14 protein-coding genes are annotated in these 13,841 nt (G+C 62.5%); 5 read left to right on the top strand and 9 right to left on the bottom strand.

Annotation, left to right across the window (positions count from 1 at the left end):
- Positions 1–5: 5 nt before the first annotated feature.
- From HMPREF3149_RS04175 to HMPREF3149_RS04155, 5 genes are all read right to left on the bottom strand, one after another.
- Positions 6–710, bottom strand: a complete 705-nt coding sequence (locus HMPREF3149_RS04175) for a VOC family protein (protein WP_070536840.1) — start codon at positions 708–710, stop codon at positions 6–8.
- Complete coding sequence (locus HMPREF3149_RS04170) at positions 710–994, bottom strand: RNA-binding S4 domain-containing protein (protein WP_070536864.1); 285 nt, start codon at positions 992–994, stop codon at positions 710–712. The genes HMPREF3149_RS04175 and HMPREF3149_RS04170 overlap by 1 nt, the downstream gene beginning before the upstream one ends.
- Before the next feature lie 30 nt (positions 995–1,024).
- The gene (locus HMPREF3149_RS04165) at positions 1,025–1,699 is read right to left on the bottom strand and encodes a LysE family translocator (RefSeq protein ID WP_070536839.1); all 675 of its coding nucleotides are present in this window, start codon (positions 1,697–1,699) and stop codon (positions 1,025–1,027) included.
- Positions 1,700–1,779: 80 nt separating this feature from the next.
- Positions 1,780–2,481 (bottom strand): SDR family oxidoreductase, encoded by a 702-nt coding sequence (locus HMPREF3149_RS04160; protein ID WP_070536838.1) that lies wholly within the window; start codon positions 2,479–2,481, stop codon positions 1,780–1,782.
- 5 nt (positions 2,482–2,486) lie between these two features.
- Entirely contained in the window at positions 2,487–3,032 is a 546-nt protein-coding gene (locus HMPREF3149_RS04155) for an NADPH-dependent FMN reductase (RefSeq protein ID WP_070536837.1), read from the bottom strand.
- 172 nt (positions 3,033–3,204) lie between these two features.
- Between HMPREF3149_RS04155 and HMPREF3149_RS04150 the strand changes: the two genes are divergently transcribed.
- Genes HMPREF3149_RS04150 through HMPREF3149_RS04140 form a run of 3 tightly spaced genes read left to right on the top strand, consistent with a single transcriptional unit; the run spans position 3,205 to position 7,118 of the window.
- Positions 3,205–4,290, top strand: a complete 1,086-nt coding sequence (locus HMPREF3149_RS04150; RefSeq protein WP_246819942.1) for a Fic family protein — start codon at positions 3,205–3,207, stop codon at positions 4,288–4,290.
- 23 nt (positions 4,291–4,313) lie between these two features.
- Complete coding sequence (locus tag HMPREF3149_RS04145; RefSeq protein WP_246819941.1) at positions 4,314–4,892, top strand: sugar O-acetyltransferase; 579 nt, start codon at positions 4,314–4,316, stop codon at positions 4,890–4,892.
- Between the two features lie 9 nt (positions 4,893–4,901).
- Positions 4,902–7,118, top strand: a complete 2,217-nt coding sequence (locus tag HMPREF3149_RS04140; RefSeq protein WP_070536834.1) for an ATP-dependent RNA helicase — start codon at positions 4,902–4,904, stop codon at positions 7,116–7,118.
- On the opposite strand, the gene HMPREF3149_RS04135 is transcribed toward HMPREF3149_RS04140, so the two are convergent.
- The gene (locus HMPREF3149_RS04135) at positions 7,115–7,885 is read right to left on the bottom strand and encodes a TSUP family transporter (RefSeq protein WP_070536833.1); all 771 of its coding nucleotides are present in this window, start codon (positions 7,883–7,885) and stop codon (positions 7,115–7,117) included. The genes HMPREF3149_RS04140 and HMPREF3149_RS04135 overlap by 4 nt on opposite strands.
- On the opposite strand from HMPREF3149_RS04135, the gene HMPREF3149_RS04130 reads away from it, so the two are divergent.
- On the top strand, positions 7,884–8,960 hold the full coding sequence (locus tag HMPREF3149_RS04130) for an AbrB family transcriptional regulator (RefSeq protein WP_042528719.1): 1,077 nt from the start codon (positions 7,884–7,886) through the stop codon (positions 8,958–8,960). The genes HMPREF3149_RS04135 and HMPREF3149_RS04130 overlap by 2 nt on opposite strands.
- On the opposite strand, the gene HMPREF3149_RS04125 is transcribed toward HMPREF3149_RS04130, so the two are convergent.
- The 3 genes from HMPREF3149_RS04125 to HMPREF3149_RS04115 all read right to left on the bottom strand — a co-directional run bounded on the left by HMPREF3149_RS04125 (position 8,940) and on the right by HMPREF3149_RS04115 (position 12,592).
- Positions 8,940–10,190, bottom strand: coding sequence for an ATP-binding protein (locus tag HMPREF3149_RS04125; RefSeq protein ID WP_070536832.1), 1,251 nt, complete (start codon positions 10,188–10,190; stop codon positions 8,940–8,942). The two genes, HMPREF3149_RS04130 and HMPREF3149_RS04125, sit on opposite strands and share 21 nt — an antisense overlap.
- Positions 10,191–10,285: 95 nt before the next feature.
- A complete protein-coding gene (locus tag HMPREF3149_RS04120) occupies positions 10,286–11,953 on the bottom strand; it encodes a DUF885 domain-containing protein (RefSeq protein WP_070536831.1) in 1,668 nt (555 codons plus the stop codon).
- A gap of 69 nt (positions 11,954–12,022) precedes the next feature.
- A complete protein-coding gene (locus tag HMPREF3149_RS04115; protein WP_070536830.1) occupies positions 12,023–12,592 on the bottom strand; it encodes an LOG family protein in 570 nt (189 codons plus the stop codon).
- Between the two features lie 98 nt (positions 12,593–12,690).
- On the opposite strand from HMPREF3149_RS04115, the gene HMPREF3149_RS04110 reads away from it, so the two are divergent.
- Positions 12,691–13,761: an ROK family protein gene (locus HMPREF3149_RS04110; RefSeq protein WP_070536829.1), complete on the top strand. Its 1,071-nt coding sequence runs from the start codon at positions 12,691–12,693 to the stop codon at positions 13,759–13,761.
- The last annotated feature ends 80 nt before the right edge of the window (positions 13,762–13,841 follow it).

Below are 13,841 nucleotides of genomic sequence, written 5' to 3'. Positions count from 1 at the left end.
GTTCTTTAGATCTCGATGGGTTCGTCGGGGGCGTCCTCGACCTCGCACAAGGTCAGCGTGGCACCCGTCGAATCGGCGATGAGGCACAGGCGGCCGAAGGGGGACTCATAAGGTTCACGGATAACCTCACCACCATTGTCCACGGTGGCCTTGGCTGCCTGGTCCACATCCCGCACTCCCAGGTAGGTCTGCCAGAAGCTGGGCAAACCCTCGGCCTTCCAGAACCCAGCAAAGGCAGCGCCTTCCTCCTCCGCGAGCGCGTAGTCCTCATCGCCGCGGATCTCCCAGTCAAAGAGCTCACCGTAGAAGTCAACAGCGGAACGGAGGTTCTCCGACACTGCCAGCTCGTGCCACACCGGGGTACCCGGCTCGCCGCCGGCCACGAAACGATCGAGCTCCGGCTGGACCAAACCGAACATGGCACCGCTGTTATCAAGCACGAGGGCAAGCGGCGCACCCAGCGCCAAGATCTTTCCACCGAGCTTCTCCACTCGGGCACAATCGGCCTCCAGATCGCGGGAGAGGAAGTACGTAGCCCACGTGTCCTGACCAGGAACAATCTCCGCGATGGGCAGGCCTTGCAGGCGGGCGATGCCCTCCTCAAACTCCCAGCCCAACACGGCCGAGTAGAACTTCTCCGAAGCCTTCACATCGGAGGACGCCAGAGTAATCCAGTAGGGCATTCCCACTTCTGCTTCAAAAGCTGGCATTAGAGGTTCCTCCACTTTTCCGGGTCGAAGTCATCGTCTGCCGTGGCTTCGTCAAAGTAGTCATCGTCGTCGTCCTCGGCGGCGACGCGAACGCAGGTGTCAGCGACACAGATGACGTCACCAAGCGCGAGCGTGGCTCCACGCTGCGTGACAACCTCACCGTTGACCGTAACCTCGCCCTGCTCGATGAGCTCCTTCGCCTCGCCGCCAGTGGCGACCAAGGAGGCCAGCTTGAGGAACTGGCCGAGCTTGATGGATTCTCCCCTAATTGAGACGTCTAGCATGCCGCCCAGCATACCCAGCCACCAGTGCGCTTAGAGAGCCAGGACCCCGCGAATGCCCTCAGCCAAAATGATCACACCAAGCAGCGCGAACACCACGCCACTGAAGATATCTACATTAGCTGAGTTCTTCGACATCCACTTCGACACCGCACGGGTGCACAGCGCGACGCCGACAAAAATCATGAGGCTTTCAACGATAAGCACGGAGCCCACCACGGCGTTGGCGCCGAATCCCATGCCGGGGTCAATAAAATTGGCAAAGATAGCGCCGAAGAAAATGACCACCTTGGGGTTAGAGAGATCACTGACCAAGCCCATGCGGTACGCGGTACCAAGTTTGATGATCCCGTCCGGGGTAAATCCGCGCGGCTGTGGGGCGCTCTTTTCGGTGCCCACCACAGTCGCCGGCGCCCGACGCTCCTTAATGCCACCGCTAATGGCAGAAAAAGCCATCCACAGCAGATAGCCACCACCAGCAACCTGCAGTGCTACGAGGGTGACAGGATGCGTCGAAATCAGCGCGGTCAACCCCGCCAGCGAGGCCACCGTCCACACCACCAAGCCCGTCGTACTGCCAATGGCTGCCCATACGGCAGCGCGCGTGGAACGCGCACCTAAACGAATTATCTGCACCACATCCGGTCCCGGCGAGGCCATCGCCGCGAACCACACACCCATCAAGGCCACTAGGGCGCTGAGAGCCACCTAACACCCCCACGTTCACATGCGTTGATATTTACGCACGTCAGTGTAGGAAGCATCTCACCTGCAGCGAAACAGATAATTTAACTTTGCGTGCGCGGCTTAATCGTCATGGTGTCAATGTTGACATGTTCCGGCAGGGAGGCCACCCAGCGCACAGCCTCGGCGATGTCCTCCGCGGTGAGATTAAGTTCGCCATCGTAGACGGCCTCCGCGCGCGCTTGGTCACCGCGGAAGCGGTTGAGGGAGAACTCCTCCGTGGCTACGCGTCCGGGGTCAAGCTCGGTAACGCGGACGCCATGCTCCTCAATGCGCAACGCACGAGAAATCACGCGCACGCCATGCTTCGCGGCGTTATATCCGGAGCCGCCTTCATAGACGTTCCAGCCGGCGACAGAGCCCATGTTGATAATGAGGCCACCCTCCAGCTTGGGCATGAGCGCCTGAATCATGCGCACGGTGCCGAGGACGTTCACCTCGTACATCCACTGCCAATCCTCGACGGTCGTCTCCACGAGGGGCTCTAGGCCCTTGGCGCCGCCGGCGTTGTTGACCAGTAGATCAACATGATCGAGGTGGGAGGCAAACTCCGCCACAGACTCGTCTGAGGTCACGTCCAGCGCATAGGCCTCGCCGCCGATGTCCTTGGCTAGGGCTTCAAGGCGATCCACGCGGCGCGCGCCGACGATGACATGCCAACCATCGGCAGCCAATGCTCTTGCCGACGCCTCCCCAATCCCCGACGATGCCCCTGTTACGACCGCGACGCGTGCTGTATCTGCCATGCGTTTTAGGATAGGGCTTCTTCCAGCTCGGCGCAGATGTTTGCCACGATCTCAGACTTGAAATCAGCCGGGGTGAACTCGCCCTCCGTCATATCGGTGGCGAGTGAGATGTCGAGCTGGGTGCGCAGCTGCGTCATGGAGAAATTCGCCATGACGAGGCGCCAGGCCTCCACCGCACGGATGCCACCACTGAAGCTGTAGCCTACGTAGGCAATGGGCTTGCCTACCCACTCGGCGCCCAGGGAATCAACCGCGTTCTTGAATGCGCCCGGCACGGAACGGTTGTACTCCGGGGTGACGAAGATATACGCGTCACAGGCATCAATCGCATCGGACCAGGCCTGGACCCTCTCATCGCCATACTTCTTGTTGGCCGCCATCGGAATGACCGACGTGGTGAGAACAGGGACATCGAAGGCCTTGAGATCGACGAGCTCATACTCCACGTCGCCGACGTTGCGGCCGTGGGCCAGGTCAGCGACCCACTGAGCAATAGCCTGCCCGGCGCGGTCCTCGCGGGTAGAGCCAAGGATGATGCCGATTTTTGCCATGTCAGTGAGCCTTTCCGCCCTCAAGGTGTGCCCCCACTAGGTAGTGGGCACGTCAACGTTTGTTCTGCCACGAGCGTACGCGGATATGTCGACGCAATCGACACGTCGCCGGGATATGTTTAAAATTTCGGAAAAAATCGACATATCCGCCCAACATGTCTATTCTTTTGCCATGGCAACCTACAGTCCAGAAATTCCCTACAACGAGCTTCCTCCCCTCCCGCCTGCGGACGTCGTGGAAACTGTCCCGGTGCTGAAGGCCATCATCGACGCCAAAGAAAAGCTCGCTGAACTGCGTACCGCGTGCCAACTCATCCCGAATCCGGAGATCATCACCTCCACGATCCCGCTGCGCGAGGCGCGCGCTTCCTCCGAGATCGAAAACATCGTCACCACTAACGACGAGCTCTTTCGTGCAGCGTGGCAGGTCGATACCGAGCCCTCCCCTGCCACGAAGGAGGCTCTCCGCTATAACTCCGCGTTACATGCAGGCTTGTCCTCGTTATCGCAGCGTCCTCTATCGGAAAAGACAGCGAAGATTGTCTGTAGCACGCTCTTAGATACCCAGGCCGAGGTGCGTTCCCTGCCTGGAACTTTCATCGGTAACCCCGTTACGCAGCAGCGGCTTTACACGCCTCCCGAAGGCAAGGAAATTATCGAAGGTCACCTCGCGGCATGGGAGGACTATATCTATTCCAGCCATAACGTGGATTCGCTAGTGAAAATGGCGCTCCTTCACTATCAATTCGAGGCAATCCATCCCTTCTACGATGGCAACGGACGCACCGGCCGTATCCTCAATGTCCTCCATCTCATCCAAGAGAAACTCCTTGAACTTCCAGTCTTGTATTTGTCCGGTTATATCGTCGGCAATAAGGCTGAGTACTATCGCTACCTCAATGCCGTGACGGCTGAGGGAGCGTGGGAGGACTGGCTCCTTTTCATGATCCATGGCGTGTACGCGGCGGCGGACGACGCTTCCTCGATGATCACCCAACTCCGTGCCATCCAGGAGAACACCGCACATGAAATACGCGCTGCGGGTGTCATTAGCCAGCCACACGAGATGGCTGAACTAATCCTCATCAAGCCTTACGTCCGCATCTCGGACGTGGTGGAGATGGGCGTCGTCAAGCGCCAAACCGCCAGCGCATGGTTAGCCCACTTGGTTGACCTGGGAATTTTGGAAGAGATTCAGCAGGGCCGCGGGAAAGTGTTCATTCACCGCGCCGCCCTTGACGTTCTCACCCGCGAGTAGGGCAAAACAATAGGATGGTGAGCATGACTCACCCTGATACCGGATCCTTTGAACGCATGGCCAGCGGGCAGTGTTTCATGCCAGGCGTTAATGAGGAGGTCCGCGCGGAGCACCAACGCGGCTTCCGCTTGGTCAAGGAGCTCAACGAGCTGCAGAACACCGACCATGAACGCGCGAAGGAGATCCTGCGCGCGCTGCTCTCGCCCGAGTCTGAAATTCCCGGCCTCCATGCACCGCTCAACCTGGAGTTTGGTCGCAACGTCACGGTGGGCCGCGGCGTGTTCATCAATTTTGGCGCCACCATCCTGGCCCAGGCACCGATCAGCCTGGGGGATCGCGTCATGATAGGGCCGAATTGCTCGCTCATTACCGTCGGCCACCCCGTGGATGACCACCGCCGGCGCGAGGAGGGCTGGGAGATTGCCAAGCCGATTAGCGTCGGGCGCAACACGTGGTTCGGCGCGAATGTCACGGTGCTGCCGGGTGTCACCATCGGTGAGGACTGCGTCGTGGGCGCGAATACGCTGGTGACCACGGATATTCCGGACAAGTCGCTGGTGCTGGGCTCCCCGGGGCGCGTGGTGCGGAAGCTCGAAGGCTAGAATTCCACTGTGTTTGACCTCGCCACCATTGGCCGCGGCCTGCCGGTCCTCGAAACCATCGATTCACTTCCTTCCGAGGGCCACGTCGTGGTCCAGGCCCCACCGGGCACGGGTAAGACCACCCTCGTCCCGCCGGCCTTGGCCAACCAGGTACACGGCACCGTGCTCGTCACCGCGCCGCGCCGCGTGGCGGTGCGTGCGGCGGCCAACCGCCTGCAGGAGCTTTCCGGCCAGCGCATTGGCTACGCGGTGCGAGGGGATTCCCGCAAAGGCCAGGACGTCGAGTTCGTCACGCCCGGCGTGCTGCTGCGCCGCCTCCTGCGTGATCCGGAGCTCGAGGGCGTTGCCGCCGTGGCTATCGACGAGGTCCACGAACGCCAGCTCGACACCGACCTCGTCCTCGGCATGTGTCTCGAGTTGTCGCAGCTGCGCGAGGACTTCCGCGTCATCGCCATGTCTGCGACTGTCGACGCCGCCCGTTTCTCCCAGCTCATGGGCGGTGCGCCCATCCACACCACGGAGGCTGTGACCTACCCGCTCGACATCACGTATGAACCCGTGCCCGGCCGGGCGGCGGGGGATAGAGAATTCTATCGAGGCGTGGCAGACATCGCGGCGAGGCAGCACGAGTCCACGCTCGTCTTCGTGCCGGGCGTGCGCGAGGTCAACCTCGTCTGCGAGGCGCTCGCCGGCCACAACGCTTATCCCCTGCACGGCCGTCAGACCACCCAAGAGCAGGACGCCGCGCTCTACACCACCGAGCGACGTATCGTCGTGGCCACCTCCATCGCGGAGTCCTCGCTCACCGTGCCGGGCGTGCGCACCGTCATCGATGCTGGTCTTTCGCGTGTGCCTAAGCGCGATGCGCAGCGCGGGATGAGTGGGTTGGTGACGGTGTCGACGTCGAAAAGCAGCGCGGATCAGCGCGCCGGCCGTGCCGGACGTGAGGCGCCCGGCACCGTCATCCGCTGCTACTCACAAGACGATTACCAGCACTTTTCCCCGCACGTCACCCCGGAGATCCTGTCGGCTGACCTCACGCAGGCAGCACTTTTTATGGACTGCTGGGGCGCGGGCCCGGACTTCCCCCTCCTGGATCCCCCTCCCGCCGCCGCGCTTGCCGACGCCCACCGCACCCTCTCCTCCCTCCACGCCACCGAAGAGCTGGCGCTGCTGCCGACGCACCCACGCTGGGGAGCCGCGCTTCTCCAGCACGGTGCTGGCGCGGCCAGCACGATTGCGCGCCTCGATGATTCCGATCCGAAGCGCCTCGCGCACCTCGTGCCCAACAAGGGTCCGGTGGACCCCGGCGTGGTCGTGGCCACGGCCTTCCCCGAGTTCGTGGCCAAACGTGTGGCGGACAAGGAGCACCTTCTGGCCAGCGGCACCCGCGCCCGGGTCCTTGATTCCGCTGACGCACGGGGGCTTCGCGGCCACGAGTGGCTCGCCGTCGCCGAGGTCTCGCTGTCCAATGCCGGCAACGCCATCATCCGCGCGGCCGAACCTATCACGGAACAAGACGCCCTCGATATCGTCGGCGTCACCGAGGAGACCCGCGCTTTCCTCGACGGCTCCAAGGTCCGCGGCGTGCGCGTGCGCGCAGCCGGCGCCATCGTGCTTTCTGAAACCCCGGTGAAGGTTTCCGGCGACGAAGCCGTGGCGGCCCTGCGCAACTCTGGCCAGGGTTTGAGCCTGTTCCACTTCAGCGAGAAGGCCCAGAACCTGCGCGATCGCCTGCGCCACCTGCGGGCGGCCTATGGTGAGCCGTGGCCGGACGTCGATAGTGACAGCGCCAGCCTAGAGTGGCTCGAACCGGAACTGCGCCAGCTGGCCGAAGGGCAGAAGCCCGACATGTACCCCGCCCTGCAGCGCCTTCTACCCTGGCCCGAAGCCAGCCACCTCGACGAGCTCGCCCCTGAGCGCCTGCCTGTGCCCTCGGGCCGCAACGCGCGCATCGACTGGTCCGGTGAGCGGCCCGTGGTGTCCATCAAACTGCAGGAATGCTTCGGCCTGGCGGAATCCCCCGAATACTGCGGCCACCGCGTGCAATTCCACCTGCTCTCCCCCGCCGGCCGTCCGCTCGCTGTCACCGATGACCTTGCCAGCTTCTGGGCCGGGCCCTATGCCGGCGTGCGCGCCGACATGCGTGGGCGCTACCCCAAGCACCCGTGGCCGGAGGACCCGTGGAACGCGGTGGCCACGGCGAAAACGAAGAACCGTCTCTAACCCCACTGCTGCCAGGACAGGTACACACTCATCACGACCACGAGCGTGAGCAGCGCGTAGCGGATGAGCTTCGCACCGCCGCCCAGTACCGTCCGCGCGCCCAGCTGGGCACCGATGATATTGGCCACCGCCAGCACGAGCGCCAGCGCCCACAACACGTGCCCACCCGCGATAAAAACCACCAGGGCGCCGACATTCGTACAGGTGTTGACCACCTTCGCCATCGCCGCGGAGGTGAGGAAGTTCTGAGAGAAGATGGCGGTAAACGCCATGATGAGGAACATGCCGGTGCCAGGGCCGAAGATGCCGTCATAGAAGGCGATGGCCGCCACGGCCCCGAGTGCTGCCCACGTGCGCCAGCCACCGCGCCGGCCTTCCCCGTTGCCGCTACCGAACTCGGGACGAAACGCCACGAAAATACCCACCGCCACCATAAGAACGATGATGAGCGGGCGCATGACGTCCTTGTCCATGAGCGCGGCTGCCACAGCACCCAGCCCGGAGCACACGAGCGCGGTGAGCCCCATTCGGATGAGTTCACCTTTCGGCGGGCGCACTTTCTTGACCAAGGTATAAGCCGCCGACGCCGTTCCCGACACCGCCGCCACCTTGTTTGTCGCCAGCGCCGTCGCCGGCGCAAGCTGGGGTGCCACCGCCATGATGAGCGGGATAAGCACGAGCCCGCCGCCGCCAATCACGGCGTCAACCCAGCCGGCCACGCCCGCGCCGATGGTGAGAATGGCCCAACCGCTCAATCCAAAGTCCATGGCCACTATTAAACTCGACGGCATGTCTATGCGTGCACGGTGGTTCATTGTTGCCCCGGGGTCTGCAGCCCTCGGGGCGCTGTTCAGCTACGTGCACGTCCCCGCGGCGTGGATCCTGGGCGCCATCGTGGTCTCCGGAGCCATGGCCCTGACCACGGGCACCGAGCTCACCGTCAATGACCGCTTCTACGCCATGGCCCGCGGTTTCATCGGAATGATGGCCGGCATTCCGCTGACCCTCGTGCCTGCCTCCACGCTCCTCGGCTTCGTGCCGGCGGCAGTGACAATGTCCCTCATCACCGTGCTCATCGGCGTCAGCGGTGGCGTTCTGCTGCACCGCGCCCAGCCGAAGGACATTTCCTGGGAGACCGGCATTTTATCGATGCTTCCGGGAGGGGCCTCGCTCATGCCAGCCCTGGCCAGTGAGCTCGGGGCGGACTATCGCTATGTCGCGCTGACCCAATACCTGCGCCTTTTGGCGGTGTCGGTGTCCCTGCCGCTGGTGGTCTCGCTTCTCGACGCCCCCGCTGGCCACGGTGTCGACATGAGCATCGAGGGCGAGGTCACCTGGTGGATTGTGCTGCTCACCATCGCCATCGCGATCCTCGGAGAGCGCCTGGGCAAGCTCGTCCGCCTGCCCGCTTCCGCGGTGTTGGGCCCGCTGATTCTGACCGTGCTTGTCTCCCAGATCCTGCCTGCCGGGCACACCTTGGAACCGCTTTTTGTGTTCAAGATTATGGCGTTCATGTCCATCGGCTGGGTCTGCGGCGGCGGGCTCTCCGTGCCGGCGCTGCGGTCCTTTGCCAAGCAGCTTCCCGCCACGATCCTCTTCATCGTCGTGGTCATCGGCGTCTGCGCGCTCACCGCGCTGCCGCTGACCGCGTGGCTGCACATCACCTACTTCGAGGCTTACCTCGCCACCTCGCCCGGCGCGCTGGAAACCGTCCTCGCTCTGTCCGCGGAGGGCGGCGCCGGCCCCGCCGTCGTGGCGGTGCAGATCATCCGGCTCATCATCGTCCTCGTCGTGGCCGGCTACCTGCCCCAAATCTTGGGTTTATTCCGCAAGCGCCGCTAGTGGAACTACCCACACCCCATCTTGGCGTTGGAAGGCCGGACCACTCGGAATCACCACGATGAGAGCGGACGGTGGCGAGGACACCTTCTTTGCCACTCTTAACAAATGTGCCGCCGCTGCATCGACCTCGTTGTGAGAAAGCTTTGCTTCAAATCCCACCCACGAACCGTCCCGGAGTTCCACTATCGCGTCAATCTCCTCGCGCCCCTTCATATCCCTCAAGTGGAATACTCCGCGTGCCCTTAATGCTTGCGCATAAACGCGCAGATCGTGCACTAGTTGCGCCTCAAAGAGAATCCCCAAGGTCTCTAAATCACCAAGCAGTTTTTCTGGCCCAACCGCCAACAATGCAGCTGCCAAACCAGGATCCGCGAGCTGACGCTTCGGCATTTGAACCATAGTCGTCTTAGATCGCGTCCTCGGCGACCACGCAGGTTGGTCTTCAACTAGGAACAGGCGTGTAGCAAAATCATGAATAACGTTGACAGTTTCTGCTGCCGGCATGGCGGCAGCACTGCTGAGTTCGCCAATGCGTTTGCGAATCGCTGCAGCGGTGGCCGGTTGGGCAACTAGCCCCGCATACGCGCGAAGAAAAGACTGGAAGCGGCGCGGATCGCGGCGCGGACCGCCAAGCTCTGGGTAATCGTGCTCGCTCATCTCCGTGATATAGGATTCCATCGCCTCTTGGGCATCTAGAGGATCAAGGCCGAAAAACTCCGGGAAGCCACCGGCAACAATCCAGCGGGCATAGTCTTCCACAGTGGCGTCTGTCCCAGCGGTAGGATCCTGACTGCCATTAATGATCGCGCCCAGTGATACGCGTTCAGCCAAATCTCCTCGCTCTGCCAAGCTCAACGTACGCAACTGGATCGAGCGAATACGCCCAGCCCCCGAATGCCGAGCGGCATCGTCCTCAGGCGTCGAAGAACCCGTGAGGAGGAACTGCCCCTTTTCCCGCGACTCATCGACCGCATGGCGCACTTCGTTCCACATTGCAGGAACAACCTGCCATTCATCGATTAGTCGCGGCCGTGAGCCTTGAATCCCCAAAGCCGGTTGCATGCGCGCAAGGTTTGCTTCTGGAGTGTCACGGTCAAGTTGGATGACAGACTTAGCAAACTGGCGCGCCGTCGAAGTTTTTCCGCTCGCACGAGGGCCTTTCAGGAAGAGAGCTCCGGCGACGCGAAGCCCTCTCTCGACTTCGGCATCAACGATTCGGGGAAGGTACATGCCGAGTAGTTTATCCAAAAGGTGGATAAATTACAGAGCCACTAGTGGATAAATCCAAGAGTCAGGTGTGGATAAATCCAAGAGTCTGGCAAATCTTAGTCCAAGATGGTCTCGCGCAGAATGGACATCGGCACCGAGCCCAACGCCAAGGCCTCCGAGTGGAAGTCACGGACCTCCATGCCCTGCTCCACGGCCGCATCGCGCGTCTGCTTCCACAGGCGCTGGCCCAGCGCATAGGACGGGGCCTGGCCCGGCCAGCCCAGGTAACGGGTGACCTCAAAGTTAAGGTTGGCGTCATCCATCGCGGTGTTCTCGCGCATGAAGGTTTTGACGTGGGACTTATCCCAGGTGCCGGAGGTGGTGCAGTCCGGCAGCGCCTTGCCCAAGTGAAGTCCGATGTCCACGACGACACGGGCGGCGCGGAAGCGTTGGGCGTCGAGAAGCCCCATGCGGAAGCCCGGGTCATCCATGTACCCCAGCTCCGCCATAAGATCCTCGGCGTACAGGGCCCAGCCCTCGCCGTGGCCGGAGTTCCACGTCACCGCGCGGCGCCACAAGTTCAGGTCCGGCTGCGTCAGCGCGGCACCAATCTGCAGGTGGTGGCCCGGCGCACCTTCGTGGTGGACGGTCGTGAGCTCCTGCCAGGTGTGGAAAAGCTCCTGACCAGCAGGAACCGACCACCACATGCGGCCCGGGCGGGAGAAATCATCCGACGGCGAGGTGTAGAAAATGCCGCCGGTCCCAGCCGGATCGATGCAGCACTCAATCTCGCACACCTCGTCCGGAATGTCGAAGGCGGTGCCGTTGAGGTCCTTGATCACACGGTCCGCCGTGGACTGCATCCACTCCACCAGCGCATCCGTGCCGTGGAGCTGGTAACGCTCCTCCTCGTTGAGCTTGCGCATCGCCGCACGGACCGTAACGTCAGCTCCATAGAGCTGACGGGCAATCTTCTCCTGCTCCGCCTTAATGGAGCGCACCTGGTCCAGGCCCCAGTCGTAGGCCTCATCGAGGTCCACGGCGTCACCGACAAACAGCTTGGAGAAGCGCTCGTAACGCTCGCGGCCCACCGCATCCTGCGACGGGGCCTTCGGCTGCAGCTCATTGGAGAGCCAGTCGGCGAACTCACCGAACGCTTGCTTAGCCTTGGTGACCTCTGCAGAGTCAGCGTCGAGGCCAAGGTCCTCGAGCATGGAGCCGGCGTCAGCAAGCCGCTCGCTCTGCACGAACACGTCGGAGATCTGGCGCTGCGGTGCCACCATGCCACGCGACGCCGCTTCAATCAGGGAGTCCTTGTACCCGTTAAGTGACGCCGGCACCTTCGACAGACGTGAACGCAACGCGTCGAGCTGCTCCGGAGTGTCATGCGGCATGAGCATGAGCGTGTCGCGGATAGTCTGCACCGGAGAGGCGATGTTGTTAAGGCAGCGGATGTCCTCACCGGCGTGGTGCAAGTCCATGTCCAAGCAGAGACGATCGCGCAAAACCTCGGCGGTGACGTAATCCACCTCGTCGAAGTCATCATCGTCATCAGACTCGTCGGTGGTGTCATCGAGGGCGTCGAGATCCGCCAGCATTTCACGGGTGCGATCCGCCACGGCGGAGTAGTACTCCGGCGAGAAATCCTCCAGCTCCCCATCGAAGCCGGGAATGCCCCACGCGGTGGCGTCGGTAGGCGTGAGCTGCGCGAGATCGTGAACGAAGTTATCGCACGACGCGTCCAACAGCGACGGCTGGCGCTCTGCGTTCTGGTCAAAACTCATAAGGGCGAAGTCTAACGAAGAACCTCCCCATTCGCCCAACCCAGCCGCGCCTTTTTACCAGGTTGTTAGCTAATTGTTGCCCCATTTGCTGCCGGGGTTGGTCCAGGAACCGAAAGCGTCCAGCACACCAACCGGCGTCGGCTCCACCACGAGGGCATCAAGGAAGCGCTGTTGAACGAAGCCCTCCTGCACCATCGCCGAATACATGTGCACGAAGGGCTGCCAAAAGCCCTGCACATCCACCAGGCCCACCGGACCGTCGATATTGCCCAGTTGCTGCATGGTGAGGACCTCCGTGAGCTCCTCTAACGTGCCCACGCCTCCCGGCAAGCACACGAACGCATCGGCGAGTTCCTCCATGCGGGTCTTGCGCTGCGCCATCGTGTCCACGACCTCGAGCTGCGTGATGTGCTGGTGAGATAACTCGACGTCAACGAGCTGCTGCGGGATGACCCCGATGACGTGTCCGCCCGCCGCCAGGCACGCGTCCGCGACGATGCCCATAAGCCCAACATCGCCGCCGCCGTAGACCAAGGTGAGGTCTCGGCGTGCGAGCTCCTCCCCAAGATCGTGAGCAGCCTGTGCATAAGCTTCCGAGTTTCCGGCGGCCGAACCGCAGTACACAGCAACAGATTTCATGACTTCAACCTTATCGCAGCCCCGCCCCTAGACCATGATGTCTACTGGAACCCAATTTCTATTAGACAATGCGGTCTGTTGAATTTATACTTGACGACATGATTAAGTCCGGCCCCGTGTTCACCCGCCCCCGTACCCCTGCGGCGAAGTGCCTCCACATCATTCGACTCAATCCTGTCGTGACCCGCAGTGAGCTGGTGGAAGCCACTGGGCTCTCCCAACCCACGATTACGCGCGCCACCGCTGCGCTGCTGGGCGCTGGGTTGATCCGTGAACGCACTGACCTCACTCAGTCCCGGGGGCGTGGGCGCCCGACCGTTCCGCTGGAGGTTGCGGATAATGACTGGATGCTGGGCGGCATCGCGGTGGGCACGGCATTTACGCGCATCGCTTTCTTCGACACCAAGGGCCGCACGCTCTGCGAGGAGGACGTGGCGACCCCGGTTTCCCGCCTCAGCGAGGGCGACATCATCGAGCACATCATCGCAGGCATGAACCGTCTGATGACTGGCGTGGACCGCCGGCTCGTGTCGGTCGGGGTGACCACGTCCGGTAGCGTCGACGAGTCTGGCCACGTCACCGCCCACAACCTGGGTTGGGACAGCATGGACATTACAAGCCGCGTGCAGTACCAGTTCGGCGTGCCGGTGGTGGTCTCCTCCGTCATCCCCGCCATCCTGGGCTCGGAGACGCAGTCCACGGAGATGGGCGCGGAAAAGCCTGTCATGGTGCTCTATGCGGATGACACGGTAGGTGCGGCGCTTACCGTCGGCGATGAGATTGCCCCGCTGGAGCTCACTGCCCCGGATTCCCTGGCCACCCAGGCCGTGCTCACCGCGGCAGGCGCAGAGTCCCTCCCGGACGCGGTGCAGGACCCAGATGCGCGTGCGCTTCTCGACGACCGCGCCCGCTCCCTCGGCACCATCGCCGCCTCCCTCGTGGCTGAGCATGCACCGGACACCCTCGTGGTGGCAGGAGGCGCATTCTCCGACGATCCGGCTGCCCCGAAGCTCTTCGCGTCTGCCGTGCGGCACAACACCGACCAAGCGGTAGAACTGCGTATGATTCCTTCGCCTTCAGAGATCGTGCGTGCGTGCACTCGTGCTGTGGCTTTGGATCCGCTGCTGCGCGTGCCGCTTGAGCTGGGCCGGGAGGCCAAAGCCGCCTAGAGTTCCTTTCTCCGGTTGCGGGGTTGCCTGGGGTGGTTTAGTGTTCTGGTTCATGGGGGATTTAGAGACCTATTTCTCCT

Source organism: Corynebacterium sp. HMSC05E07, from assembly GCF_001807225.1.
GTDB lineage: Bacteria > Actinomycetota > Actinomycetes > Mycobacteriales > Mycobacteriaceae > Corynebacterium > Corynebacterium singulare.
Note: the sequence above shows the minus strand (reverse complement) of the source record. Positions and strands in the feature narration are given on the sequence as shown.